Origin of the sequence: Pseudomonas sp. DP-17 (assembly GCF_022380625.1) — a bacterium.
GTDB classification, from domain to species: Bacteria; Pseudomonadota; Gammaproteobacteria; order Pseudomonadales; family Pseudomonadaceae; genus Pseudomonas; species Pseudomonas nitroreducens_A.
On record NZ_JAKSXG010000010.1, the window covers coordinates 324,704 to 349,540 of the forward strand.

Here is a 24,837-nt window from a genome sequence, read left to right on the forward strand (position 1 = left end):
GCCTGCAGTGACGCCACAGGACAGGCGTTACGGCCGGTACAGGTGCGCATGCTCCGCGCTGTACAGCGACGAATCGGCAAAGCCCTCCGCTCCCAGCACCTTCCCCACCAGAATCAATGCCGTACGACGGAAGCCCTTGGCGGCGGCCTTGGGCAGGATATCGCCGAGGGTGCCGGTGACCTGGTCCTGATCCGGCCAGCTGGCGCGATGAATCACCGCGATGGGGCAGTCCGCGCCGTAGTGCGGCAGCAACTCGGCGACGATGTTCGCCAGTTGGCCGACACCCAGGTGGATTGCCAATGTAGCGCGGTGCTGCGCAAGCTCAGCCAGCGACTCGCCTTCGGGCATGCGCGTCCTGCTCGCATAGCGGGTGAGAATCAGCGTCTGCGAGATGTCCGGCAGCGTCAGCTCGCAACCCAGGATCGCCGCGCAGGCGGAAGTCGCGGTGACGCCAGGGATGATCTCGTAGGCGATACCCAGCTCGCGCAGATGGCGAATCTGCTCGCCGATGGCGCCGTACAGCGACGGGTCGCCGGAGTGCACCCGCGCCACATCCTTGCCTTCGGCGTGGGCCTGCGCCAGCAGCGCGATGATCTCTTCCAGATTCAGTTCGGCGGTGTTCACCAGGCGCTCGGCGCTGTGCCCTTCCAGCACTGCCGGCGGCACCAGCGAGCCGGCGTAGAGAATCACCGGGCAGCTGCGGATCAGCCGCTGGCCCTTGACCGTAATGAGCTCGGGGTCGCCGGGGCCGGCGCCGATGAAGTAGACCGTCATGTGGGCTCCTGTGCGGATTCGACGGGGATGAAGGCGAGCGCGCAAGTGGCTTGATCGCTGCGGCGCTTGCCCACCAGCAGACGTGCCGGCGCACCCGCTTGCACCTCGGCCTGCAGCAACGCAGCCGCCTCGGCCACGCTGGCGCTGCCGACAGCCGTGCGCACGGTTTCGGAAGGCTCGCCCAAGCGCTTCTCGCAGGCCGCAAGCTGTTGCGGCGTGAACAGCGCCAGCGGCAGGTCGAGCGCGGCGGCCAGCGCTGCCAACCCTTCTTCGTCGGCCTTCAGCGTGGCGCTGGCCAGCGCGGTGAGATTCGATTCGTCGAGCCCGGCCTCGGCCAGCGTTTCGCGCAGCAGGGCGCGCAGTTCGTCGAGCGGGCAACCCCGGCGGCAACCGAGGCCGGCAACCAGTGTCATGGTCGCTCTCCTGGCAGATGAAAATAAAAACCCCGCAGACGGCCGCGCCGGCTGCGGGGTCGAGCATAGCGCGTGGATCAGGCCGACGGCGCGAAGCGGCGGAACAGCCAGGCGGCGAGCAGGCCGAGCGCTACCCAGAACACCGCATTGGTGACCAGCGAGGCGAGGATGAACTCGTGGGCCAGGCTTTCCGGTGCAAGACTGGAATGCATTTCCGGCTGCGGTGCACCGATCACATGCGGCACTGCCAGCAGCGCGACACCGACGACCTTCAGTGCCCAGTGTCGGCCGAACACCAACAGCGCGAGGCCGGCGGCAGTGGCGGCGGCGGTGCCGATCCACCAGGTCTGCCGCAGGGTCAGGTCGGCGGCCGCGGTGCCGGGGACTTCCGGTGGGAGGCCCAACGACGGCGCCAGGGTGAACACGGCGAAACCGGCCAGCCCCCAGAACAGGCCTTCGGAAGTCCTGCCCGGCTCGCGCAGGGTGAACAGGCCCGCCAGCATCAGCGCGAAGCCCACCGCCACCACCAGGTTGCCGCCGGTGGTGGAGAGGATGCGCTGCCAGCCGTCTTCCGGCTCCCAGGCTTGCGCGTCGTGATGGTGGCCTGCGGCGGCAGCGTCGGCGTGCTCGTGGCTGTGTTCGGCCATCGCTACCGGCTCGGATTTTTCATAGGTCTCCGCCTTGAGGATCAGCGGGGACACCCACAGCAGCTGGACCACGGTGAGTACCAGCGCGGCGATCAGACCGGCGAAACCGGCGGTCTGGGCGATACGTTTGATCATTTTCCTTTCCTATTTTCCGGACTCTCGAATCGAGCGAGCTAGAGCCAGGCAAGGCGGAAGATCGCCGTGGGCGCGGAGTTGGCTCCCGTCAATGAGCCGTCCGCGGCGGTCTTCCAACGCAGCATGGCCGACGCGCAGCCGATTGGACTCAGAACAGCATCAGTGGCAGGGGAAACCGGCGCTATGGCGGGTATCGTGCGCGGCGTTGTGCACCGCTTCCAGATGCGAGAAACCGGCGAAATACACCAGCAGCGCACCGAGCAGGCTGGCGCCGACGGCCAGGCTGATGCGCTTGGAAAGGGGGATGGAAGTATTCGACGCGTGCGTCAGGGTGCTGCTGGACATGAACGTTCCCTCTGAAGATCAAAGTAAGAGAACGCAGAGGTTGAACGCATTCGAACGCGCCGGAACGGTCGCGCCACGGCCTGCGCCCGCCCACCGCGGGTTTGCCAAAAACGAAAGCTCCAGGCCGGTCTCCGGGCTTGCGACGTTGGCCTGTGGCCAAGCGGGTCAGTCTTCCCATGCATCAGCACAGTGACTACGGATGACCCTACGATTGCTTACCGTTGCGGGGGCAGCGCCGGACTGGTCCTTGCGGACGCACCGGCTTCCCGTTTCACCTCGCACGCGTGGCGCGAGACACCTGGAACCGCGCTAGCTGACCACGGCAGCCGGCAGGCGTCAACCGATCCCCGGCGATTGACCGCCCCGTCTACGCTGCGTAGCCTTCCCCTGCTTCGAGGTTCTCCGGCACCGGCCGGAGCTAAGAGGGAACGTGGAAATCTTCGGATGCGCCACGGCTGCCCCCGCAACTGTGAACAGCCTGTCTCTTCACGCGCCACTGCCGATTCGGGCGGGAAGGCGAAGAGACGCCAAAGGGCTGTGAGCCAGGAGACCTGCCTCGTGCAGCATCAAGACAACCGGGCGGGGTGATCCGGTGGCGACCTTCGTTGCGCGGCGAACCCGCGCGCGCGCCCTTCATCCGCCCTGCCAATTTCGCTTGCGAGGCGCGCATGAAAACCCTGGCCAAACTCCCCGTCACCATCGTCACCGGCTTCCTCGGCGCCGGTAAGACCACCCTGCTCCGCCACATGCTCGACAATGCCGAAGGCCGCCGCATCGCGGTGATCGTCAACGAGTTCGGCGAGCTGGGCATCGACGGCGACATCCTCATGCAGTGCTCCATCGGCTGCAGCGAAGAAGAGGCGGTCGGCCGCGTCTTCGAACTGGCCAACGGCTGCCTGTGCTGCACCGTGCAGGAAGAGTTCTTCCCGGTGATGCGCGAACTGGTGGCGCGTCGCGGCGACCTCGACCAGATCCTCATCGAGACCTCGGGCCTGGCCCTGCCCAAGCCGTTGGTGCAGGCCTTCCAGTGGCCGGAGATCCGCAACGCCTGCACGGTGGACGCGGTGATCACCGTGGTCGACAGCCCGGCCGTGGCCGCCGGCACCTTCGCCGCCCACCCCGAGCAGGTGGACGAGCAACGCAAGCAGGACCCGAACCTGGACCACGAATCGCCGCTGCACGAACTCTTCGAAGACCAGCTGGCCAGCGCCGACCTGGTGGTGCTGAACAAGGCCGACCTGCTGGACGCCGAAGCACTGGCCCGCGTGCGCGCCGAAGTCGCCGAGGAGCTGCCACCGGCGGTGAAGATCGTCGAAGCCAACTCCGGCCAGCTGCCGCTCTCGGTGCTGCTGGGGCTGAACGCCGAGGCCGAGCTGCACATCGACAGCCGCCCGACACACCACGACCACGAAGGCCATGAAGACCACGACCACGACGAGTTCGACTCCTTCCATGTCGACCTTCCGGAAGTGGAGGAGCGCGCCCTGCTCGATGCGTTGAACGCCCTGGTCGAGCGCCACGCCGTGCTGCGCATCAAGGGCTTCGTCGCCATCCCCGGCAAGCCCATGCGCCTGCTGGTGCAGGGTGTCGGCAAGCGCTTCGACAAGCACTTCGACCGCGCCTGGCGCAGCGACGAAACCCGCGGCACCCGCCTGGTGGTGATCGGCCAGGAACTGGACCAGGCCACCATCGCCAACGAGCTGCGTACTGCTCTGGCGTGAAGCCGCTCCCCTCTCCCCCAGCCCCTCTCCCGCAAGCGGGAGAGGGGAGCTACATCGGTGCTTCGCCGGCAAAAAGTGCATGGGCAAACGCCATGCTCGCCTGTGAGCACAGAACCTGCGCGCACACTGAACCGGCCCCCTCTCCCTTCAGGGAGAGGGCTGGGGAGAGGGCGCTCCTGACCGAGCGATAGAGGTTTCCGCATGCACCTGCTGCGCACCCAACCCGGCGGTTTCGTCCCCGACGACGGCATCGCCCACCTGGCCCAGACACCCGCCGAGCTGGTGATCCTCTGCAGCGGCGACTCGCACCTGGCGCTGCTCGCCGAGGCCGCCCGCGAACTGCCGGAGGACTACCCGAGCCTGCGGCTGGCCAACCCGATGCAGCTGCAGAACCACGCCTCGGTGGACCTCTACGTCGACGAAGTGCTGCAGCACGCCAAGGTCATCCTGATTTCCGTGCACGGTGGCGTCGGTTACTGGCGCTACGGCATGGAGCAGTTGGCGACGCTGGCCGAGCGCGGCGTCACGCTGATCGCGGTACCCGGCGACGACAAGCCAGACCCCGAACTGACCGCCCTGTGCAGCGTTGCCCCGCAGGACGCCGAGCGCCTCTGGCAATACCTGCGCCAGGGCGGGATGGAAAATGCCCGGCAGTTCTTCGCCTGTCTCGCCACGCGCCATCTGCAACGCGACTACCCGTGGAGCGAGCCGCAGACGCTGCCGCGCGTCGCCCTGTATCACCCGCGGACCGGCAGCTGCGATCTCGCCCGCTGGCAGGCCGACTGGAATCCTGAGTGCCCGGTCGCGGCGCTGCTGTTCTATCGCACACACCTGCAAGCAGCAAACACCGGTTTCATCGACACCTTCTGCGAACGCCTGCAGACCCAGGGTATCAACCCGCTACCCATCGCCATCGCCAGCCTCAAGGAAGCTGCGTGCCTGGAAGCGGTGGAAAACCTGCTCGATAGCGCCAACGCCGAACTGATCATCAACACCACCGGCTTCGCCCAGTCGAACCCGGAGGCGCCGCAGGACCGGCCGTTCCGCCGCGACGTGCCGGTGCTGCAAGCGATCTGCTCGCTGGATAACCTCGACCTCTGGCGCGCCAACCCGCAGGGCCTCGGCCCGCGCGACCTGGCCATGCACATCGCGCTGCCGGAACTGGATGGCCGTCTCATCACCCGGCCGATCAGCTTCAAGGGCCTGGCCTGGCGCAGCGAGCGCAGCCAGAGCGACGTGGTCTGCTACCTGCCGCACCGGCCGGGCATGGACTTCGTCGCCGAACTGGCGCGGCGCTGGATGCTGCTCGCACGCAAGGCCAACGCCGACAAGCGCGTGGCGCTGATCCTGGCGAACTACCCGACTCGCGACGGACGCATCGGCAATGGGGTCGGCCTCGATACGCCGGCCGCCGCGCTGAACATCCTGCGTGCGCTGGAGGCGCAGGGCTACCCGGTCGCCGGCCTGCCCGATTCCGGCACCGCGCTGATCCAGCAATTGCTCGGCGGCGTCAGCAACGACCTCGACAGCCTCGACCTGCGCCCCTGCGCGCAGAGCCTGGCGCTGGACGACTACCTCGCCTGCTTCGCGCGACTGCCCGAGGCCAACCAGCAAGCCGTGCGCGAGCGCTGGGGCGAGCCGCAACAGGACCCGATGTTCCGCAGCGGCCGGATGATGGTCGCTGGCCTGCGCTTCGGCCTCGGCTTCGTCGGCATCCAGCCAGCGCGCGGCTACCAGCTCGACGCAGCAGCGATCTACCACGACCCGTCACTGGTGCCGCCCCACGGCTACCTCGCTTTCTACTTCTGGCTGCGTGAAGTGTTCGGCGCCGACGCGGTGATCCACGTCGGCAAGCACGGCAACCTCGAATGGCTGCCCGGCAAGGGCGTCGGGCTCTCGGAAGAGTGCTGGCCGGACGCGATCCTCGGCCCACTACCCAACCTCTATCCCTTTATCGTCAACGACCCTGGCGAAGGCGCGCAGGCCAAGCGCCGCGCCCAGGCGGTGATCATCGACCACCTGATGCCGCCGCTGACCCGCGCGGAAAACTACGGCCCGCTGCGCGATCTGGAACGCCTGGCCGACGAGTACTACGACGCCTCGCTGCTCGACCCGCGCCGCGCCAGCGAACTGCGTGGCGACATCCTCACGCTGGTGCGCGAGACCGCGCTGGACCGCGAGCTGGGCCTGCAGTTGAGCGACGATCCGGAAAGCTGGCTGCCGCAGCTGGACGCCTACCTCTGCGACCTCAAGGAATCGCAGATTCGCGACGGACTGCATGTGTTCGGCGAATCGCCCGCAGGCGAGTTGCGCCGCGACACGCTGCTGTCGCTGGTGCGCATTCCGCGCGGCGATGGACGCGGCGGCAACGCCAGCCTGCTGCGTGCGCTGAGCGAGGATCTGCAACTGGGCCGCGACCCGCTGGACGAAGCTTTCGCCGAGGCCTGGGAAGGCCCGCGCCCGGACGCGCTGCTTGCGGTGAGCGACGAACCCTGGCGCAGCAACGGCGATACCCGCGAGCGCCTGGAGCTGTTCGCCCTGCGTCTGATCGACGGCCTCGCCAGCGCTCCCGGCAGCGCCAGCGCGGCGGTTCTCACACAACTTAACCAGCAGATCGCCCCGACGCTCGACGCCTGCGGCGCCAGCGAAATCGGCCACCTGCTCGCCGGCCTCGCCGGCCGCTTCGTCTCGCCCGGTCCCAGCGGCGCGCCCAGTCGCGGCCGCGTGGATGTACTGCCCACCGGGCGCAACTTCTTCACCGTGGACGTGCGCAACCTGCCCACGCCCACTGCCTTCCGCCTGGGCTTCCAGTCCGCCAGCCGACTGCTCGAACGCCACCTGCAGGATCACGGCGACCACCTGCGCCAGCTCGGCCTGTCGGTGTGGGGCACGGCGACCATGCGCACCGGCGGCGACGACATCGCCCAGGCGCTGGCGCTGCTCGGCGTGCGCCCGGTGTGGCAGGCCGGCAGCCAGCGCGTGGAAGACTTCGAGATCCTGCCGATCACCCTGCTCGACCGACCGCGAGTCGATGTGACACTGCGGGTATCGGGCTTCTTCCGCGACGCCTTCGCCAACCTGATCCGCCTGTTCGACGCCGCCGTGCAGGCCGTCGCCGCGCTGGACGAACCGGATGACCTGAACCCGCTTGCCGCCCGCGTGCGTGCCGATCAGGCACGTCTGCAATCCGAGGGAGTGGAACTTGATGAAGCCCGCCGCCAGGCCGGCTGGCGCATCTTCGGCGCGCAGCCCGGCGCCTACGGTGCCGGTGTGCAGGGCGTGATCGAGTCCCGCCAGTGGGACAGCCGCGCCGACCTCGCCGAGGCCTACCTGAATTGGGGCGGCTACGCCTACGGCGCCAGCGACGACGGCACCCCGGCGCGCGAGCGCTTCGCCCAGCGCCTGTCCGGCCTGCAGGCGGTGCTGCACAACCAGGACAACCGCGAGCACGACATCCTCGATTCCAACGACTACTACCAGTTCCAGGGCGGCATGCTCGCCGCCGCCGAGGTCATCCAGGGGCAGTCTCTGGCCAGCTATCACGGCGACCACAGCCAGCCGGACAACCCGCGCATCCGCACCCTCAAGGAAGAACTCGGCCGCGTAGTGCGCGCCCGCGCGGTGAACCCGAAATGGATCGCCGGCATGAAGCGCCACGGCTACAAGGGCGCCTTCGAACTGGCCGCGACGGTGGACTACCTGTTCGCCTTCGACGCCACCAGCGAACTGGTCGACGACCACCAGTACCGCCTGCTGGCCGACGCCTACCTGCTGGACGACGACACCCGCGAATTCATCCGCCAGCACAACCCCGAAGCCCTGCGCGACATCGCCGAACGCCTGGTGGAAGCGCAGCAGCGCGGACTGTGGGAAGAGCCGGGGGGGTATCGGGAGATGCTGGAAAACCTGCTGGTGGACAGCGAAGAGCAGTGAGGAATTTCCAGCGTTCGTAGGAGCGGACTCCGTCCGCGATGGCTTTCCCCTGCTCCCTGGTCGATCAGAGCGGCGGCGATTCGATCGCGGACGAAGTCCGCTCCTACGAAAAACATTCGAGCGTAGGGCGTACAACCGTTCGCGGTTGTACGCCGCCACATCGATATCAGCCCCGACGCAGGCGCTGCGCCGCGTTCAGCAACAGCGCCTCGGTGCCGCTCCAGCCCAGGCAGCCGTCGGTGATCGAGACACCGTAGCGCAGCTCACCGGACAGCGGTTGGCAGCCGTCGAACAGGTGACTCTCCAGCATCACGCCACGCAGCGATGCATCGCCGGCCAGGCGCTGGTCGAGCACGCTGTCCAGTACCGCCGGCTGGCGCAGCGGATCCTTGCCGCTGTTGGCATGGCTGCAGTCCACCATGATGCTCGGGGCGAGGCCGAGCTTCTCCAGGCCCTGCCGAATCTGCTGCACGCTGGCCGCGTCGAAATTCGGACCGGCGTGTCCGCCGCGCAGGACCAGGTGGGTGTCCGGGTTGCCCTGGGTCTGTACCAGCGACGGTCGGCCCTGCGCATCGATGCCGAAGTGCTGGTGCGGGTGCGCGGCCGAGCGCATGGCGTCGGTGGCGATGCCGATGCTGCCGTCGGTGCCGTTCTTGAAACCCACCGGCAGGTCCAGGCCGCTGACCATCTCGCGATGCACCTGGGATTCGCTGGTGCGTGCGCCGATGGCAGCCCAGCCCAGCAGGTCATCGAAGTAGCCGGCCACCAGCGGTTGCAGCAGTTCGGTGGCAATCGGCAGGCCGCGTTCGAGCATGCCCAGCATCAACCGCCGCGACAGTTCCAGGCCGCCGGCCATGTCGCCGGTGCCATCCAGCTGCGGGTCGTAGACCAGCCCTTTCCAGCCGATGGTGGTGCGCGGTTTCTCGACGTAGGCGCGCATCACCAGCAGCAGCTGGTCGCTCACCTGCGGCGCCAGTTCGGCGAGGCGATCGGCGTATTCGAGGGCGGAGACGGGGTCGTGCAGCGAGCAGGGACCGATCACCACCAGCAGGCGCGGGTCGCGGCCATCGAGGACGGCGCGGATCGCCTCGCGGCCTTCGCGGACGCGGTGGGCCATGGTGGCGGACAGCGGCAGGCGCTGGCGCAGTTCGGCGGGGCTTGGCAGTGGCTGCTCGCGGCGGCGAGCGGAGGGCAGCGGCAGGTCGAGGACTTCGGCGCATGCTGCCTGTTCGGGGCGGATCAGGGCGGAGGTGGAAGCGTTCATCTGACTGGCATCCTTGGCCGGCGCGGTCTTCTATCCGCGCTCGGCGCTCTATCTAAGTGTTCGTGGCAAGGCTCGTTGGGTGGCGCGCAGCGCGCTGCTAAATCGCCAGTCGGAGTTGCGGTAATAGCGGTAATCAGTGGTGTAGGCGGTCATGTCTCGATCCTCTGTCCGGGCGTTTTGGCCCAGTTGAATTTGCTGGCGATGCGTTGGCCTTGTGGGCCGGAAAAACAAAAACCCCGATCGGGTTGCCGACCGGGGTTTTGGGAAACTGTCTGGTTGGCGACCCTGCTTGCTAGGGCGCCTGTGGGGTATCAGGCGCGCCTTTGGCTAAACCAATACCCATAGAAGAAATAGCCGGCAGCCGCGGCCAGAACCTGCGCGCGAGCAACCACGGAGCCGATGGCACCGAGGCGGGCGAGGGACTGGATGGACAGGCTGGACGGCATGATGTTCTCCGTGGAAGTGGAGCCAAGGTACTGCATCGCGACGTGCCGATCAATGACTTGGCTCTATCGTTCTGATGGACATTGGTCGCACGTCGCACGCCCGGTTCGCTACCATGCACGGACGAAATCCGCAGGAAATCCCCATGACCGCCCTTCCCCATTTCCCACTGGCTGCCGTCGTTGGCGCCGATGAGCTGAAGCTGGCCCTGTGCCTGGCGGCCATCGACCCGGCCATCGGCGGCGTGCTGATCGAAGGGCCGCGCGGCATGGCCAAGTCCACCCTGGCGCGCGGCGTGGCCGACCTGCTGGACGGCGGGCGCTTCGTCACGCTGCCGCTGGGCGCCAGCGAGGAACGCATCGTCGGCACCCTCGACCTGGATGCGGCGCTGGGTGAAGGCCGCGCACAGTTCTCACCCGGCGTGCTGGCGCATGCCCACGGCGGCGTGCTCTATGTGGATGAAGTGAACCTGCTGCCCGACCACCTCGTCGACCTGTTGCTCGATGTGGCCGCCAGCGGGGTCAACCTGATCGAGCGCGACGGCCTGTCCCACAGCCACCCGGCGCGCTTCGTGCTGATCGGCACGATGAATCCGGAGGAAGGCGAACTGCGCCCGCAACTGCTGGACCGCTTCGGTCTCAAGGTGCAGCAGCAAGGCATGCCAGCGCCGAGCGAGCGCGCCGAGATCGTCCGTCGCCGACTGGCCTTCGATGCCGATCCGCAGGTTTTCCTGAATCAGTGGCAAGGCGCGCAGCAGTTGCTGCAACAGCGCTGTGTCGATGCGCGCCAAAGCCTTGCCAGTATTTCGCTGGATGACGCAGCGCTAAACGAGATCGCCGAGCGCTGCCACGCCGCCGGCGTCGACGGGCTGCGTGCCGATCTGGTCTGGCTGCGCGCCGCCCGCGCCCATGCTGCCTGGCGCGGTGCCAATGCCATCGGCGCGCAGGACATCGACACGGTCGAACACTTCGCCCTCGCTCATCGCCGTCGCCATTCGGCGCCGCAATCGACTACGCCGCCGCAGTCCTCTTCCAGCCAGTCCCAGGCGCCGTCCAACGCCTCCAACGGCGAAGGCCAATGGGGCGAACTGCCCGCCCAGAGCGTCGCCATGGGCGAGCGCCGGCAACTGACGGGCTGGCCAAAAAAGCCCTGAGCATCCGCCCGCGCCAGGCCCCAGGCGCGGATGCCAACCCCCGACCCGGCCAGCTCGCCGGCGGCCGCAGCGGCGCCCGCCAGCAGGGAACGTTCGGCCGAATCGACTGGCCTGCCACCTTGCGCAACGGCCGCCCGCAACGCCGCGCCGACCTGGTGCTGCGAGCCCGCAGCCGCAAGCCCGGCGAACTCTGGCTGGTGATAGTCGACGCCTCCGCCAGCACCCGCCGCCATGGCGCCCTCGCCCAGGCCAAAGGCTTGCTCGCCGACACTTTCGAACAGGCTTACCGGCAACGCGCACGCCTTGCCGTGCTGCACGCCACCGGCGCACAAGCGCGCTGGTTGTGGCAAGGGCAGAAGGCATCCGGTCAATTGCAGGAGTGGCTGGAGCAACTGGGAGCCGGCGGCGGCACTCCGCTGGTCGAGGCAATCGAGCAAGCCCGCGAATGGCTGGACCGGCGCCAGCGCCAGAATCGGAGCGAACAGCAGCGCCTGCTGGTGTTGACCGACGGTCGCCTGCGCGACTGGCCAGCGCTGCAGCCACTGAACTGCCCGACGGTGCTGGTGGATATCGAGGGGGGCGTGGTCAGGCTCGGCCGGGCCAGGAAGCTGGCTGACGAGCTGGGCGCGGAGTACCGGCAAATCGCTGAGATTTCCGGGTCCTATCGCTAGGAACCCTCAGGGCTCCCCATTGCGCCCGTGCAGCAGGAACCCGGGACGCTCGCTCAGGCGCTCGTAATAAGCCGCCACGGCCGGCAACTCCGGGCGCTGCATGGGTGTCAGGTACCAGCGGTTCACCGACAGTCCGATGACGACATCGGCGAGGCTGAAGCAGGCCCCGGTGACGAACGCGCCGGTGTGCGCCAGCTGTCGATCCAGCAGGGCCATGCAGTGGTTCCATTGCGCCTCGCTCAGGGCGATGGCGGACTCGTCGGTGTGGCTTGGGCTGTTGCGCACCCTGGCCATGAACACGTAACGCCAGGCGCTGTTCAGCTCGGTGGCCTGCCAGCCCATCCATTGCTCCACCAGCGCGCGCCCGCGCGGTGAGGTGGGCAGCAGTTCGTCAAGGGGGTACTGGGTGGCGAGATAGCCGCAGATGGCATTGGACTCCCAGAGCACGAAGTCGCCGTCGATGAGGACCGGCACCATGGCGTTGGGGTTGAGGGCGATGAATTCCGCCGAAGCGGTTGAGCGGAAGCCCGTGCCCCAGTCTTCCCGCTCGTAGAGCAGGTTCAGCTCGGCGCAGGTCCAGAGCACCTTGCGCACGTTGATCGATGAAGCACGGCCGAGGATTCGCAGCATGGTGTCACTCCCTGTGAAAACCGGGGCCCAGCATAGAGACTGGCGGGGCGCCGGAAAAGCAGCGTGACGACGTTCGTAGGGGCGCGCTTGCTCGCGAAGCACTACGAAGCTGTGAACACCGCGTAGCCGGGTCGTTCAATGGAACCGCCGGAGCAGCGTGATTGCAGAGGGGACAACCCGCGGCGACGCAATCGCTCGCATCTGCAGGCCACACGGGGGGCGCGCGCGAGCAAGCGCGCTCCTACGAAAGGCAGCGCTTCAGCTCCGACCAGAGCGACTCCACGCTGTCGAATTCCCGATCCACCGTCGGCAACGCCGGACGCGCCAGGATCAGCACCGGCACACCGCGCTCGCGGGCGACCTGCAACTTCGGCTCGGTGGCCTGGCTGCCGCTGTTCTTGCTGACCAGCACGTCGGTGCCCAGACGGGCGAATAGCTCGCGCTCGCCTTCCAGGGTGAACGGCCCGCGCGCGCCGAGCACGTCGGCACGTGCGTTGCCGGGCAGGCTTTGCAGGCAGCGCACGGTCCAGTGCTGGTGCTCGGGAATTTCCCCGAGATGCTCCAGCGGCTCACGCCCCATCGTGAACAGCGGGCGGCGAAAGTCATTGAGTGCCGAGATCAGCGCCGGCCAGCCGGCCACCTCGCGCCAGTCGTCATCGTCGCCGGCCTGCCAGCCGGGACGTCGCAGCGCCCAGCACGGCACGTCGGCCAGTTGCGCGGCGTGGGCGGCATTGGCGCTGATCTGCGCGGCATAGGGATGGGTGGCGTCGAGCAGCAGGTCGAACCCTCGCTCGCAGATGAACGCGGCGAGGCCTTCGGCGCCGCCGTAGCCACCGACGCGCACCTCGCAGGCCAGATCGTCCGGCACCTTGCCGAGGCCGGCGAGGCTGTAGAGATGCTGCGGCCCCAGGCGGCGCGCGATGGCCAGCGCCTCGCCGATACCGCCCAGCAGGAGGATGCGTTTCATCGCACCTCCAGCGCTTCGCCCACCAGGTTGCCCTGGCGGTCGATGGCGAAGACTTCCAGCGTGACCTCAAGGGGCACGATGCGCCGGGCAAAGGCCAGCGCCCGGGCGCAGACGGCATCCCCCAGCGCAATGCCCCCGGCGCGGCACAGCGCCAGCGCCTGCTGGCTGGTGTTGGCTTCACGCATGCGCTGTTGCAACTCCAGCGATGCACCGATTTCCGCCGCCCACTCGGCCAGCTGCGGCAGGTCGATGCTGGAGTGACGGCTGTGCAGGTCCATGTGGCCGGCGGCGAGCTTGCTGATCTTGCCGAAGCCACCGCAGACGCTGAAACGCTCCACCGGCACCTTGCGCAGGTGCTTGAGGGCGGCGCCGGCGAAGTCGCCCATCTCGATCAGCGCGGTGTCGTCGAAGCCGTAGCGACGGCGCATGGCGTCTTCGCTGGCATTACCGGTGCAGGCGGCCAGGTGGCGGAAGCCGTTGGCGCGGGCAACATCGATACCCTGCTGGATCGAGGCGATATACGCCGAGCAGGAGAACGGCCGGACGATGCCGGTGGTGCCGAGGATCGACAGGCCGCCGAGAATGCCCAGGCGCGGGTTCATGGTCTTGAGCGCCAGCTCGGCGCCGCCCTCGATGCTGATGGTGACGTCGAAGCCGCCTGAATAGCCGCACTCGGCCGCCAACGCAGCGAGGTTGCCCTGCATCATCTGCCGCGGCACCGGGTTGATCGCCGGCTCGCCCGTCGCCAGCACCAGCCCCGGCTTGGTGACGGTGCCAACGCCTTCTCCAGCGTAAAAGCGCACGCCCGGCTCATCGCTCAAGGCGACGCGCGCGAAGACCAGCGCACCGTGGGTCACGTCCGGGTCGTCGCCGGCATCCTTCAGCGTACCGGCTTCGGCGCCGCCAACGGTGAGGCGGCAGAACTCCAGGCGCAGGGTCGCGCTGCGCTCTTTGGGCAAGGCGATCTGCGCGGCGTCCAGCGCTTCACCGGTGAGCAGCAGACGCGCCGCCGCCAGGCTGGTGGCGGTGGCGCAGCTGCCGGTGGTGTAGCCGCTGCGCAGCGGGCGGGGTTCTTCGGGCGTCTCGTCACGCATGATGAGCAGCATCGCAGGAGGGGTGGAGCGAAGCGATACCCATGCAGTCGCGGTACGAAAAACGCTTCATTGCTTCCAGACTTCCAGCAGGGTGATCGGCAATGCCGCGCGCCAGGTATCGAAGCCGCCGAGCGGCTGGGCCTGGGACACCGACAGGCGGGTCAGTTCGCCGCCGATGCGCGCGCGCCAGCTCAGCAGCATGGACTCGCTCTGCAGGGTGACGGCATTGGCGACCAGCCGGCCACCGGGCTTGAGTTGCTCCCAGCATTGCTCGAACACGCCGGGCAGGGTCACGCCGCCACCGATGAAGATCGCGTCGGGGCGCTCCAGCCCCTGCAAGGCTTCCGGCGCGGCGCCGCAGACCAGTTGCAGCGCCGGCACGCCAAGGCTGTCGCGGTTGAAGCGGATATGCTCCTGACGCCCTTCGTTGGCTTCGATAGCCAGCGTTCGGCAGCTCGGATGCGCGCGCATCCATTCGATGCCGATGGAGCCGCAACCCGCACCGACGTCCCACAGCAGCTCGCCGGGTTTGGGCGCCAGCCGCGCCAGGGTCACGGCGCGCACGTCGCGCTTGGTCAGTTGACCGTCATGGCGGTAGGCCTCGTCCGGCAGGCCGGTGGTCAGGGGCAGACGAACCGCGGCTGAGGCGGCTACGCATTGCACCGCAACGATATTCAGCGCAGCGGTCTCGCCCTGCGACCAGTCGCTGGCCAGCCCCTCAATACGTCGCTCCGCCTCTCCGCCCAGGTGCTCGAGCACGCTCAGACGACTCGCGCCGAAACCTCGCTCGCGCAGCAGCGTGGCAATAGCCGCCGGGCTGCTGCCGTCATTGCTGAAGATCAGCAGCTTCGCTGCATCGTGGATCTGCGCGTTGAGTGCGGCCAATGGGCGTGCCACCAGCGACAGCAGTGTGCAGTCCTGCAGCGGCCAGCCCATTCGTGCCGCGGCGAGAGAGGCGGAGGAAGGCGCGCAAAGCACGAGCATTTCCTCGGACGGAATCTGACGAGCGAGGCTCGCACCGACGCCGAACAGCATCGGGTCGCCGCTGGCCAGTACGCAGGTTGGTTCGCCACGCCGGCGCAGTACCGGTTCCAGGCTGAACGGGCTCGGCCAGGCCTGGCGACGGGCGCCCAGGCAATGCGGCAGCAACTCCAGCTGGCGTGGCGCGCCGATCACTTCGCTGGCGGCGAGCAGGGCGCGGCGGGCGGCCTTGCCGAGGCCGGCATAGCCGTCCTCGCCGATGCCGACGATGGTCAGCCAGGGCGTCATGAAATGTCCTCAGGGTGCGACGATCGATCCGACGGGCAGGCTTTTCCTGCCTTCGGGCAAAGCAGGCATAATACCCGCTTCGTCGGTGCTCGTAGGACGCTTCGCCTTTTGCGGTGAGGTTTCTCAGAGCCGAAGAGGGAACACGGTTAAGCCGTGGCTGCCCCCGCAACTGTAAGCAGCGAGTCCGCGCAATGCGGCGACACGAGAACGAGGTTCCGTGCCGCCGGCCAGGCCACTGGGCAACCGGGAAGGCCGCGCTGGATGAGGACCTGCCAGCCAGGAGACCTGCCGACGAAACCAGTCGCGCGTGCAGACATCGAGCGGGGTGTATCGGTGTCGTGAAGTCCCCTTTTGGGGATTCGCAGGTCACCGCGACCCAGCCCTGGTGACCGCCGTGCAAGACCCTTCAGCCCTGCCCGTCCGCCCGCATGCCTGCCCCGGCCTGCTGCGCATCGTGGCCTCACGCGATGGCGGCATCTGCCGCATCAAGCTGCCCCGTGGACAACTCGACGCCAAGGCCGCGCGCGCCATCGCCCTGGCTGCCGAACGACATGCCGACGGCGTGCTGGAAGCAACCAACCGCGCCAACCTGCAGATTCGAGGCGTGCATGCCGGCGCTGAAAATGCGCTGAGCCTTGAACTGCTGGCCGCCGGCCTCGGCCCGCGTGAACTGGCGGCGGACGATGTGCGCAACCTGCTGGTCAGCCCTGCTCTGGGCCTGGGCATGGGCGGAGCTTTCGACGCGAGCCCCCTGGCCACCCAACTGCTCGACCTGCTGGAGCGCACCCCGCGTTTCCATGGCCTGTCACCCAAGTTCGGCATCCAGCTGGACGGGGGCGAAGCACTGGCGATGCTGGAGCACCCCAACGATGTCTGGTTGTCGGCCCTGTCCGACGACCCGGCGCCGCTAATCGCCTTCGGCCTGGCCGGGTATCCGCCACAACGCGAGACCGACCGCCCCGCCCTCGCCGCCGTGACCGCCGGGCAGGTATCGCTGCTGGTGGAAACCCTGCTGCACCTGTTCCTCGATCTCGCCGGCGACGGCCCGACGCGCATGCGCCAACTGCGCGAAATGCTCGGCGACGAAGTGCTGCTGGAGCGACTGCAACAACGCCTGCCCTTCCAGCTGCAACTCGGACCGGTTGTGGATAACTGGCGACGTCCCGCACCGCAGGCTTTCGGCCATCTTGGGATTCATCCCCAGCGCCAGCCGGAACGTGCCATGGTCGGAGCAGGATTCGTCCTCGGACGTCTGGACAGCACCACGCTGTTCGGCCTCGCCGATCTCGCCGAGCGCTTCAGCGGCGGACAGCTGCGTCTGACGCCCTGGCAAAGTCTGATCCTGCCCAACCTGGCGCAGACCGATGCCGCCGTCGTACTCGGCGCGCTGGCCAATCTCGGACTGGTGATCGACGCCGCGCAGCCGCTGTCGCGCCTGATCGCGTGCAGCGGCTCCAACGGGTGCGCACGCGGGCTGGCCGACACCAAGGCCGACGCCCTGCGCCTGGCCGAACGCCTGCGCCACGCACCGCCGGCCGGCGTGCACCTGTGCGGCTGCCCGCGCTCGTGCGCCGCCGCCCACGTCGCCCCCTACACCCTGCTGGCCGTCGCCGACGGCCGCTATGACCTGTTCCGTCGCGCCGTTGGCGTGGCCGGCTTCGGCCAGCCGCTGGCGCGCAACCTTTCCCTCGAGGCCGCCGGCAACCTGCTGGCCGCACCCGGAGCCCCCACCGATGCTTGATTACATTCGCGACGGCCAGGCGATCTACCGCCAGTCCTTCGCCACCATTCGCGCCGAAGCCGACCTGTCCGCCATCCCTGCGGACCTCGAGAAACTCGCCGTGCGGGTGATCCACGCCTGCGGCATGGTCGATGTCGTGCACGACCTGCGCTTCTCCGCTGGCGCCGGGGCCATCGGCCGGGCGGCGCTGGCCGCCGGTGCGCCGATTCTCTGTGACGCGCGGATGGTCGCCGAGGGCATCACCCGCGCGCGCCTGCCGGCCCATAACGAGGTGATCTGCACCCTCAATGATCCGGACGTCCCGGAGCTCGCCCGCGAGCTGGGCAACACCCGCTCGGCGGTCGCGCTGGAGCACTGGCGCGAGCATCTGGAAGGCAGCGTGGTAGTGATCGGCAACGCACCGACCGCCCTCTTCTACCTGCTGGAAATGCTCGATGCGGGCGCGCCGAAACCGGCACTGATCCTCGGCTTCCCGGTGGGCTTCGTCGGCGCCATGGAGTCCAAGGACGCCCTCGCCGCCGACAGCCGTGGCGTGCCCTATGTGATCGTGCGCGGTCGCCGTGGCGGCAGCGCGATGGCCGCCGCCGCGGTGAACGCCCTGGCCACGGAGGTGGAGTGATGGCTGGCCGTCTGATCGGCCTGGGCGTCGGCCCGGGCGACCCGGAACTGCTGACCCTCAAGGCCCTGCGCCTGCTGCGCGCGTCCCCGGTGATCGGCTACTTCGTGGCCAAGGCCAAGCACCATGCCGGCCAGGGCGGCAACGCCTTCGCCATCATCGAGCAGCACCTGCTCGCCGAGCAGCAGCGCCTGCCGCTGGTCTACCCGGTAACCACCGAGAAACTGGAGCCGCCGCTGACCTACGAGGGTGTGATCAGCGACTTCTACGACACCGCCGCCGCACAGGTCGCCGCGCACCTGGACGCCGGCCGCGACGTGGCGGTGATCTGCGAGGGCGACCCGTTCTTCTACGGCTCCTACATGTACCTGCATGACCGTCTTTCGGACCGGTATGACACCGAAGTCGTACCCGGCGTCTGCTCCATGCTCGGCAGCGCGGCGGTGCTCGGCGTGCCGCTGGTGTACCGCAACCAGAGCCTGTCGGTGCTGTCCGGCGTGCTGCCGGAAGACGAACTCAAGCGCCGCCTGGCCGATGCCGATGCGGCGGTGGTGATGAAGCTCGGCCGCAACTTCGACAAGGTCCGCCGCGTGCTGCGCGAGCTGGGCCGTGACGGCGGCGCCCACTACGTCGAGCGCGCGACCATGCGCGAGCAGCGCATCGTCGCGCTGGACGAGGTCGACCCGATGGCCTCGCCGTACTTCTCGATGATCGTCATCCCCGGCCAGCGGTGGAACGGTTGATGCGCGCTGCCATCGTCATTCTCGGCCAGGGCGCGCTGACCACTGCGCGACGCCTGCAGGGCATTTATCCACAGGCGCGTGTGCTGGGCCTGAAGGACCGCGTCGAAGGCGCCGATGAGTCCTACGCAAACTTCGGCGAGACCTTGCGCCAGCTATACCGTGATGACACTCCGATCATCGCCCTGTGCGCTGCCGGCATCGTCATCCGCACCCTCGCTTCCTTGCTGGTCGAGAAAGGCGCAGAGCCGCCGGTGCTTGCCGTGGCCGAAGACGGCAGCGCCGTGGTGCCGCTGCTCGGCGGGCTCGGCGGGGTGAACCGCATGGCCCGCGAGATGGCCGCCGCGCTGGACGTGGCGCCCGCCATTACCACCAGCGGCGAATTGCGCTTCGGCGCCTGCCTGCTGGACCCGCCGCCGGGCTATGCGCTGGCTGACATCGAACAGGGCAAGCGTTTCGTCTCCGACCTGCTGGGCGGTGACACCCTGCGCATCGAAGGCGACGCGCCCTGGCTGGACGAGCTGGACCTGCCGCTGGCCGAAGATGCCGCGCACACCCTGCGCATCGACGTCCGCGCCGAGGGCATCGCGCAGAACGAGCTGCGCATCCATCCGCGTATCGTCCTCGCTCACGTGACGCTGGTGGACTCGCAACTGCCCGAGCGCATCCGCCAGGGCCTGGCCCAGGCCGGGCTGGCCGAGGCGGCGCTGGCCGCACTGGTGGCACCTCGCTGCCGCATGGCCGATCCGGCGCTGGCCGAGTCCGCCCGCGAGCTGGGCGTGCCGCTGCGGTTCATTGACAACGACGACGAGTTGCCGCCGGCCGTGTTGCAGGGCGATTTCTTCCAACTGCACCGCGCCGCCACCCCGCTGGAAGCCCAGAGCATCGGCCAGCCGCGCGGGCGGCTCAGCGTGATCGGTCTAGGTCCCGGCGCCAGCGACTTCATGATTCCCGCCGTGCGCCGAGCGCTGGACGAAGCCCAGGACCTCCTCGGCTACGAAACCTACGTGAAGATGGCCGAGCCGCTGCGCGACGACCAGGTGCGCCACTGCACCGACAATCGCGAGGAGATGCAGCGCGCCCGCCACGCCTTCGAACTGGCTGCCGGCGGCCGGCGCGTGGTGGTGATTTCGTCCGGCGACCCGGGCGTGTTCGCCATGGCCGCCGCCGTGATGGAAGCCCTGCACGAGAGCAGCGATCCGCACTGGCATGGCGTGGAGCTGGAGGTACTGCCGGGCGTGTCCGCGGCGCTGGCCGCCGCAGCCAAGGCCGGGGCACCGCTGGGACATGACTTCTGCCTGATTTCTCTGTCGGACAACCTCAAGCCCTGGGAAACCATCGAGACGCGCCTGGATCATGCCGGCGCCGCCGACCTGGCGATGGCTTTCTACAACCCGATCTCCAAAGCGCGCCCCTGGCAGCTGGGGCGCGCGCTGGAAATCGTCCGCCGCCACCGCACGCCGCAAACCCTGGTGGTGCTTGGCCGTGACATCGGCCGCCCGGCGGAGGCGCTGCGCGTCGTCACCCTGGGCGAACTGGTCCCTGCGATGGTGGACATGCGCACCCTGGTGATCATCGGCTCGTCCCTGACCCGGCGCTTCCCCCGCGCCGGCGGTGGCGACTGGGTATACACGCCGCGCTGGTATCGCTGAAGGCCAACTCCTGGCGCCGGAATCCTCTGCAACTGTCAACGTAGGATGGCGCGGAGCGAAGCGATACCCGTCAATATCCTGGCAAATAGGCTGATGGGTATCGCAAGCTCCACCCATCCTACAAGGACCATCAGCGTTTCAGGTGCCGCTTGCAAATGGCCAGCGCCTTGTTGAAAATGCGATAAATTATCATTTGCAACCTTCGCGTTCTCATGCCCTCTACCTTCGACGTCCAGTCGCTCTACAGCGACCATCATGGCTGGCTGCACAACTGGCTTCGCGGCCGGCTGGGCAATGCCGCCGATGCCGCCGACCTGGCCCAGGACACCTTCCTGCGCGTATTGCTCAGGCCGGAGCGCGTCGAACTGCACACCCCCCGCGCCTTCCTGCGCACCGTCGCCCGCGGCCTGGTCGTTGACCACTGGCGACGCCAGGAGCTGGAGCGCGCCTACCTCGACTCCATCGCCCATCTGCCGGAAGCGCAGGTGCCCTCAGCGGAAGACCGGCACAACATCCTGCAACTGCTGGAAAACATCGCCCGCCTGCTCGACGGCCTCAAGCCGAAGGTGCGCAGAGCTTTCCTGCTGGCGCAGTGCGAAGGCATGCCCCACGCGCGAATCGCGGAGGAACTGGGCGTCTCGGTACGCTCGGTGGAGCGCTACATCGCCCAAGCGCTGTTCCACTGCTACCAGTTGCGGTACGCCGAGTGAACGGAGCCCGTGCCGCGCCCAATCCAAGGGTGGTGAAGCAGGCGATCCAGTGGACCCTGCGCCTGAATGGCAGTGCCGATCCGGAGTTGATCAGCGCCTGCGAGCACTGGCGCCAGGCCAACCCCGACCACGAGACCGCCTGGCTGCGGGTGCAGGCGCTCAACAGCGAACTGGCCGCCGGTTACCAGGCCGTGCCCGGCGCCCGCGTGGCGCTGGAAACGCTGGAGGACACCAGCCAGCGCCTGCAACGGCGCCAGGCGCTCAAGCTGCTTTCGACCTTCGCCATCGGCGTCGCCACGCTGTGGCTGGCCCGCGACGTCGCGCCCTGGCAGCGCTGGCTGGCTGACTACAGCACGGCCACCGGCGAACGCCAGCGCTTCACCCTGGCCGATGGCAGCCTGCTGCAACTCAATACAGACAGTGCGGTGAACGTGCGCTTCGATCCGCACCAGCGCCTGTTGGTACTGGAGCGCGGCGAGATTCTGGTCAGCACCGCGAAGGACGCCGCACGACCGTTGCGCGTGCGCAATCGCGATGGGCTGCTCGAAGCCCTGGGCACTCGCTTCGTGCTGCGTCAGGACGAGCACTCCACGCGCCTGAGCGTCGAGGAAGGTTCCGTGGCCATCGCCCCGCGCGTGCGCGGCCAGACCACCGCCATCGCCGAGGCCGGGCAGGCCTACGAGATCAACGGCGACAGCGCGCTGCTGGCCGAGCGCAGCTACATGGACAGCGCAGCCTGGGCCGACGGCCTGATCGTCACCCGTGACATGCGCCTGGCGGACTTCCTCGCCGAGATCGGCCGCTACCGTCAGGGCCACCTGCACTGCGATGCCAGCGTGGCCGACCTGCGCCTGTCCGGGGTATTCCGCCTGGACGACACCAACCAACTGCTCGCCCTGCTGCCGCAGACCCTGCCAGTACGGATAGAGAAGCGCACGGACTGGTGGGTGACAGTGAGCTCGCGGGGCTGAGCACATGGGTAGGAGCGGACTCCGTCCGCGATCGATTCCGCATCGCGCCGGAGATCAATCGCGGACGGAGTCCGCTCCTACACACCGCCCTCAAATAATATTTCCTCGCAATCGCGAATTATTTCTGTCGGGTTTCGCCGCCTCGGCCGGCAAGGAGGAATAACCCGGTCATTTCCCTTGTCCACGGAAGCCCCTCCATGCGAGCCGTTCACGTCCCGATCACCTCCCCTGCCCTGCCCCGCGCCAGCCGGCTGGCCCATGCCGTGCGCGGTGCCCTGCTCTGTGCAAGCCTGGGCGCCAGCCTGCCGCTGAGCGCCGTCGCTGCGGACGCCGCTGCCATCACCAGCAGCCGCGCCTATGCCATCCCGGCCGGCCCGCTGGGCGAGGTGCTGAACAGCTTCGCCCGCGAGGCAGGCATCACCCTGTCGGCCACCCCGGAACAGACCCGCGGCCTGAACTCTGCCGGGCTGAACGGCACCTACTCAGTGGACCAGGGCCTGGGCCGCCTGCTGGTGGATACCCCGCTGGAAGCGGTGGACCAGGGCAACGGCAACTACGTGCTGCGCGCGGCCGCGCTGAGCGACGTGCTGGCCATGCCTTCCAGCGACGTGTTCGCCCTGGGCAACGCGCTGGGCGAGGAAGACGGCTACCTGGCGACCCACAGCCAGATCGCCACCAAGACCTCCAAGTCCCTGCTGGAAACCAGCCAGAGCGTCTCGGTGATTACCCGCGAGCAGATCGACGACACCGCCTCGAAGACCGTGCAGCAAGCCATGCGCTACACCCCCGGCATCTTCACCGGCCAGGTCGGCGCCTCGAACCGCTACGACTATGTGGTGATGCGCGGCTTCGCTGACAACAGCGTGGACAACATCTACCTCGATGGCCTGAAAGCCATGGGCGATAGCGGCACCTTCAGTTCGATGCAGGTCGATCCATACTTCCTCGAGCGTATCGATGTGCTCAAGGGCCCGTCCTCGGTGCTCTACGGCCGCAGCCTGCCGGGCGGGCTGGTGGCGCTGACCAGCAAGAAGCCGTTGTATGAGGATTACCACCAGATCACCGGCACCGTCGGCAACATGGGCCAGAAGGAAATGGGCTTCGACTTCAGCGGCCCGCTGGACGAGGAAAAGCGCATCGCCTACCGCCTGGTCGGCCTGGGCAAGGGCTCGGATACCCAGTTCGATCACGTCAAGGAAGAGCGCTACGCCATCGCCCCGACCCTGGCCATCGACTTCACCGACGACACCACGCTGACCCTGCAGGGCTACCTGCAGCACGACCCGAACGGCGGCTACCACGGCGGCGTGCCGGCGGACGGCGCGCTGTACCACCACAACGGCCGGAAGATCTCCCGCGAGTTCTTCGACGGCGAGCCGAGCCAGGACGACTTCGACCGCACCCAGCGCATGTTCGGCTACCAGTTGGAACACCGTTTCGACGAGGTGTGGAGCGCGCGGCAGAACTTCCGCTACCTGGATTCCGACGTCGACCTCTCGCAGGTCTATGCCTATGGCTGGACCGCCCCGGATCAGAACACCCTGAACCGCTACTACTCCGGCGCCAGCGAGCACCTGCAGGCGTACATCATCGATAACATGGCCCAGGCCGAGTTCAACACCGGCGCCGCCAGGCACACCCTGCTGATGGGCCTGGACTACCAGAAGCGCCGCACCAGCGTGGACTGGCGCTCCGGCTCGGTGGCCCCGCTGGATGCCTTCGACCCGCACTATGGCAACGACGCCATCAGCTACTACCCGGACGACAACCACACCCGTCGCCTGGAACAGACCGGCGTCTACCTGCAGGACCTGATCGACCTCGACCACTGGCGCTTCTCCCTGGGCATGCGCGAGGACTGGGTGACCGTCGAGGACAAGAACCGCAGCACCGGCAGCAAGGCCGACGACGACTGGAAGAAATTCACCGGGCGCATCGGTGCGCTGTACCTGTTCGACAATGGCATCGCGCCGTACATCAGCTACTCCGAGTCGTTCAACCCCAACGCCTACTCCGACCAGTCCGGCACGCCGCTGGAGCCGACCGAGGGCAAGCAGTGGGAAGCCGGCCTGAAGTTCCAGCCCGAGGGCAGCCGCAGCCTGTACACCGCGTCGGTCTTCCACATCACCCAGGAGAACGTCGCCTCGAAGGAGCCGCAGGACAACTTCTACACCTCAGTGGGCGAAGTGCGCTCCCAAGGCTTGGAGCTGGAGGCCCACACCCAGGTCACCGACAACCTCAAGGTGCTCGGCAGCTACACCTATACCGACATCACCTACACCAAGTCGCTGGACGGCAACCAGGGCCACACCCCGAACCAGGCGCCCAAGCACATGGCCTCGCTGTGGGCCGACTACGGCTTCAATGCTGGCCCGCTGGACGGCCTGACCCTCGGCGGCGGCGCCCGCTATGTCGGCGAGACCTGGGCGGACAAGGAAAATACCCTGCGCGTACCGGACTACACGCTGGTGGATGCGCGCATCGGCTACGACCTGTCCCGTGTCGGCCTGAAGGGCCTGGACGTCAGCCTCAACGCCAACAACCTGCTGGACAAGGACTACGTGGCATCCTGCTACAGCCTGGACTTCTGCTACTTCGGCGAGAAGCGCAACGTCACCGCGACGGTGAACTACCAGTTCTGATCGCCAGCCGCCCGGTTCTTCGGGCGGACTCTTCGTAGGAGCGAGCCTGCTCGCTCCTGCAGAAATACGGACTCATGGCCCCGTGGCGCGGCCGTCGCCACGGGGCTTTCATTTTCTAGAACTCCGCCGCGTCGCGGTAACGCGCTTCCAGCTCCAGCGAGAGGCGATAGGCCTGCGCCTCGCCTTCGGTATGGAAGATGCCGACCAGCAGGCCTTCCTGGTGCACATCCCAGCAACGCCCACCCTGGGCGCGAAACTCACGGGATTTATGGTCGTCGTCACGCTCGGTCACTGTAATGCTCATG

Annotated in this window: 22 protein-coding genes and 3 riboswitches; of the genes, 11 read left to right on the forward strand and 11 right to left on the reverse strand. The window is 67.9% G+C overall.

Annotated features, from left to right (window positions below):
* Positions 1–27: 27 nt before the first annotated feature.
* From cobM to MJ122_RS18210, 4 genes are all read right to left on the reverse strand, one after another.
* Complete coding sequence (gene cobM, locus MJ122_RS18195) at positions 28–774, reverse strand: precorrin-4 C(11)-methyltransferase (protein WP_239745102.1); 747 nt, start codon at positions 772–774, stop codon at positions 28–30.
* On the reverse strand, positions 771–1,187 hold the full coding sequence (locus MJ122_RS18200; protein WP_088421616.1) for a cobalamin biosynthesis protein: 417 nt from the start codon (positions 1,185–1,187) through the stop codon (positions 771–773). The genes cobM and MJ122_RS18200 overlap by 4 nt, the downstream gene beginning before the upstream one ends.
* A 77-nt stretch (positions 1,188–1,264) precedes the next feature.
* Positions 1,265–1,969 carry a CbtA family protein gene (locus tag MJ122_RS18205; RefSeq protein ID WP_088421617.1) on the reverse strand — a complete coding sequence of 235 codons (705 nt, stop codon included), beginning with the start codon at positions 1,967–1,969 and terminating at the stop codon, positions 1,265–1,267.
* A 159-nt stretch (positions 1,970–2,128) separates the two neighbouring features.
* On the reverse strand, positions 2,129–2,314 hold the full coding sequence (locus tag MJ122_RS18210) for a CbtB-domain containing protein (RefSeq protein ID WP_239745103.1): 186 nt from the start codon (positions 2,312–2,314) through the stop codon (positions 2,129–2,131).
* Between the two features lie 104 nt (positions 2,315–2,418).
* Positions 2,419–2,631: riboswitch (cobalamin riboswitch) on the reverse strand.
* 61 nt (positions 2,632–2,692) lie between these two features.
* Positions 2,693–2,888: riboswitch (cobalamin riboswitch) on the forward strand.
* A gap of 94 nt (positions 2,889–2,982) precedes the next feature.
* On the opposite strand from MJ122_RS18210, the gene cobW reads away from it, so the two are divergent.
* The gene (gene cobW, locus MJ122_RS18215) at positions 2,983–4,035 is read left to right on the forward strand and encodes a cobalamin biosynthesis protein CobW (protein ID WP_239745105.1); all 1,053 of its coding nucleotides are present in this window, start codon (positions 2,983–2,985) and stop codon (positions 4,033–4,035) included.
* Positions 4,036–4,236: 201 nt separating this feature from the next.
* The gene (cobN, locus tag MJ122_RS18220) at positions 4,237–7,968 is read left to right on the forward strand and encodes a cobaltochelatase subunit CobN (protein WP_239745131.1); all 3,732 of its coding nucleotides are present in this window, start codon (positions 4,237–4,239) and stop codon (positions 7,966–7,968) included.
* Between the two features lie 166 nt (positions 7,969–8,134).
* Here cobN and MJ122_RS18225 read toward each other — a convergent pair whose 3' ends face one another.
* Together MJ122_RS18225 and MJ122_RS30065 are read right to left on the reverse strand one after the other, a co-directional pair.
* Positions 8,135–9,232 (reverse strand): 3-deoxy-7-phosphoheptulonate synthase, encoded by a 1,098-nt coding sequence (locus MJ122_RS18225; protein ID WP_239745133.1) that lies wholly within the window; start codon positions 9,230–9,232, stop codon positions 8,135–8,137.
* 311 nt (positions 9,233–9,543) lie between these two features.
* Positions 9,544–9,678: a hypothetical protein gene (locus tag MJ122_RS30065; protein ID WP_256205205.1), complete on the reverse strand. Its 135-nt coding sequence runs from the start codon at positions 9,676–9,678 to the stop codon at positions 9,544–9,546.
* A gap of 143 nt (positions 9,679–9,821) precedes the next feature.
* Between MJ122_RS30065 and MJ122_RS18230 the strand changes: the two genes are divergently transcribed.
* Both MJ122_RS18230 and MJ122_RS18235 read left to right on the forward strand, forming a co-directional pair.
* Positions 9,822–10,829: an AAA family ATPase gene (locus MJ122_RS18230; RefSeq protein WP_239745149.1), complete on the forward strand. Its 1,008-nt coding sequence runs from the start codon at positions 9,822–9,824 to the stop codon at positions 10,827–10,829.
* On the forward strand, positions 10,754–11,500 hold the full coding sequence (locus MJ122_RS18235) for a VWA domain-containing protein (protein WP_239745151.1): 747 nt from the start codon (positions 10,754–10,756) through the stop codon (positions 11,498–11,500). Before MJ122_RS18230 ends, MJ122_RS18235 begins: the two co-directional genes overlap by 76 nt.
* A gap of 6 nt (positions 11,501–11,506) precedes the next feature.
* Here MJ122_RS18235 and MJ122_RS18240 read toward each other — a convergent pair whose 3' ends face one another.
* The 4 genes from MJ122_RS18240 to cbiE form a co-directional block, all read right to left on the reverse strand.
* Positions 11,507–12,130, reverse strand: a complete 624-nt coding sequence (locus MJ122_RS18240) for a glutathione S-transferase (protein WP_239745168.1) — start codon at positions 12,128–12,130, stop codon at positions 11,507–11,509.
* A gap of 241 nt (positions 12,131–12,371) precedes the next feature.
* Entirely contained in the window at positions 12,372–13,097 is a 726-nt protein-coding gene (locus MJ122_RS18245) for a cobalt-precorrin-6A reductase (RefSeq protein WP_239745178.1), read from the reverse strand.
* Positions 13,094–14,191, reverse strand: coding sequence for a cobalt-precorrin-5B (C(1))-methyltransferase (locus MJ122_RS18250; protein WP_239745181.1), 1,098 nt, complete (start codon positions 14,189–14,191; stop codon positions 13,094–13,096). Before MJ122_RS18250 ends, MJ122_RS18245 begins: the two co-directional genes overlap by 4 nt.
* A 66-nt stretch (positions 14,192–14,257) precedes the next feature.
* Positions 14,258–15,460 (reverse strand): precorrin-6y C5,15-methyltransferase (decarboxylating) subunit CbiE, encoded by a 1,203-nt coding sequence (cbiE, locus tag MJ122_RS18255; RefSeq protein ID WP_088421624.1) that lies wholly within the window; start codon positions 15,458–15,460, stop codon positions 14,258–14,260.
* 66 nt (positions 15,461–15,526) lie between these two features.
* Positions 15,527–15,768: riboswitch (cobalamin riboswitch) on the forward strand.
* Positions 15,769–15,845: 77 nt separating this feature from the next.
* Between cbiE and cobG the strand changes: the two genes are divergently transcribed.
* The 7 genes from cobG (at position 15,846) to MJ122_RS18290 (ending at position 24,532) form a co-directional block, all read left to right on the forward strand.
* Positions 15,846–17,201 (forward strand): precorrin-3B synthase, encoded by a 1,356-nt coding sequence (gene cobG, locus MJ122_RS18260; protein WP_239745184.1) that lies wholly within the window; start codon positions 15,846–15,848, stop codon positions 17,199–17,201.
* Positions 17,194–17,820, forward strand: coding sequence for a precorrin-8X methylmutase (locus MJ122_RS18265; protein WP_239745186.1), 627 nt, complete (start codon positions 17,194–17,196; stop codon positions 17,818–17,820). The genes cobG and MJ122_RS18265 overlap by 8 nt, the downstream gene beginning before the upstream one ends.
* Positions 17,820–18,560, forward strand: a complete 741-nt coding sequence (locus tag MJ122_RS18270) for a precorrin-2 C(20)-methyltransferase (RefSeq protein ID WP_239745196.1) — start codon at positions 17,820–17,822, stop codon at positions 18,558–18,560. The genes MJ122_RS18265 and MJ122_RS18270 overlap by 1 nt, the downstream gene beginning before the upstream one ends.
* The gene (cobJ, locus tag MJ122_RS18275; protein WP_239745207.1) at positions 18,560–20,209 is read left to right on the forward strand and encodes a precorrin-3B C(17)-methyltransferase; all 1,650 of its coding nucleotides are present in this window, start codon (positions 18,560–18,562) and stop codon (positions 20,207–20,209) included. The genes MJ122_RS18270 and cobJ overlap by 1 nt, the downstream gene beginning before the upstream one ends.
* Positions 20,210–20,421: 212 nt before the next feature.
* Positions 20,422–20,919: a sigma-70 family RNA polymerase sigma factor gene (locus tag MJ122_RS18280; protein WP_239745209.1), complete on the forward strand. Its 498-nt coding sequence runs from the start codon at positions 20,422–20,424 to the stop codon at positions 20,917–20,919.
* Positions 20,916–21,890: a FecR family protein gene (locus MJ122_RS18285; RefSeq protein ID WP_239745211.1), complete on the forward strand. Its 975-nt coding sequence runs from the start codon at positions 20,916–20,918 to the stop codon at positions 21,888–21,890. Before MJ122_RS18280 ends, MJ122_RS18285 begins: the two co-directional genes overlap by 4 nt.
* 197 nt (positions 21,891–22,087) lie before the next feature.
* Positions 22,088–24,532: a TonB-dependent siderophore receptor gene (locus MJ122_RS18290; RefSeq protein WP_239745213.1), complete on the forward strand. Its 2,445-nt coding sequence runs from the start codon at positions 22,088–22,090 to the stop codon at positions 24,530–24,532.
* A 115-nt stretch (positions 24,533–24,647) separates the two neighbouring features.
* On the opposite strand, the gene MJ122_RS18295 is transcribed toward MJ122_RS18290, so the two are convergent.
* On the reverse strand, positions 24,648–24,836 hold the full coding sequence (locus tag MJ122_RS18295) for a hypothetical protein (protein ID WP_239745223.1): 189 nt from the start codon (positions 24,834–24,836) through the stop codon (positions 24,648–24,650).
* Position 24,837 lies beyond the last annotated feature (1 nt).

Coding starts and splice junctions, on each gene's coding strand:
- cobM (WP_239745102.1), bottom strand. CDS start 774: ATGACGGTCTACTTCATCGGCGCCGGCCCCGGCGACCCCGAGCTCATT.
- MJ122_RS18200 (WP_088421616.1), bottom strand. CDS start 1,187: ATGACACTGGTTGCCGGCCTCGGTTGCCGCCGGGGTTGCCCGCTCGAC.
- MJ122_RS18205 (WP_088421617.1), bottom strand. CDS start 1,969: ATGATCAAACGTATCGCCCAGACCGCCGGTTTCGCCGGTCTGATCGCC.
- MJ122_RS18210 (WP_239745103.1), bottom strand. CDS start 2,314: ATGTCCAGCAGCACCCTGACGCACGCGTCGAATACTTCCATCCCCCTT.
- cobW (WP_239745105.1), top strand. CDS start 2,983: ATGAAAACCCTGGCCAAACTCCCCGTCACCATCGTCACCGGCTTCCTC.
- cobN (WP_239745131.1), top strand. CDS start 4,237: ATGCACCTGCTGCGCACCCAACCCGGCGGTTTCGTCCCCGACGACGGC.
- MJ122_RS18225 (WP_239745133.1), bottom strand. CDS start 9,232: ATGAACGCTTCCACCTCCGCCCTGATCCGCCCCGAACAGGCAGCATGC.
- MJ122_RS30065 (WP_256205205.1), bottom strand. CDS start 9,678: ATGCCGTCCAGCCTGTCCATCCAGTCCCTCGCCCGCCTCGGTGCCATC.
- MJ122_RS18230 (WP_239745149.1), top strand. CDS start 9,822: ATGACCGCCCTTCCCCATTTCCCACTGGCTGCCGTCGTTGGCGCCGAT.
- MJ122_RS18235 (WP_239745151.1), top strand. CDS start 10,754: ATGGGGCGAACTGCCCGCCCAGAGCGTCGCCATGGGCGAGCGCCGGCA.
- MJ122_RS18240 (WP_239745168.1), bottom strand. CDS start 12,130: ATGCTGCGAATCCTCGGCCGTGCTTCATCGATCAACGTGCGCAAGGTG.
- MJ122_RS18245 (WP_239745178.1), bottom strand. CDS start 13,097: ATGAAACGCATCCTCCTGCTGGGCGGTATCGGCGAGGCGCTGGCCATC.
- MJ122_RS18250 (WP_239745181.1), bottom strand. CDS start 14,191: ATGCGTGACGAGACGCCCGAAGAACCCCGCCCGCTGCGCAGCGGCTAC.
- cbiE (WP_088421624.1), bottom strand. CDS start 15,460: ATGACGCCCTGGCTGACCATCGTCGGCATCGGCGAGGACGGCTATGCC.
- MJ122_RS18265 (WP_239745186.1), top strand. CDS start 17,194: ATGCTTGATTACATTCGCGACGGCCAGGCGATCTACCGCCAGTCCTTC.
- MJ122_RS18270 (WP_239745196.1), top strand. CDS start 17,820: ATGGCTGGCCGTCTGATCGGCCTGGGCGTCGGCCCGGGCGACCCGGAA.
- cobJ (WP_239745207.1), top strand. CDS start 18,560: ATGCGCGCTGCCATCGTCATTCTCGGCCAGGGCGCGCTGACCACTGCG.
- MJ122_RS18280 (WP_239745209.1), top strand. CDS start 20,422: ATGCCCTCTACCTTCGACGTCCAGTCGCTCTACAGCGACCATCATGGC.
- MJ122_RS18290 (WP_239745213.1), top strand. CDS start 22,088: ATGCGAGCCGTTCACGTCCCGATCACCTCCCCTGCCCTGCCCCGCGCC.
- MJ122_RS18295 (WP_239745223.1), bottom strand. CDS start 24,836: ATGAGCATTACAGTGACCGAGCGTGACGACGACCATAAATCCCGTGAG.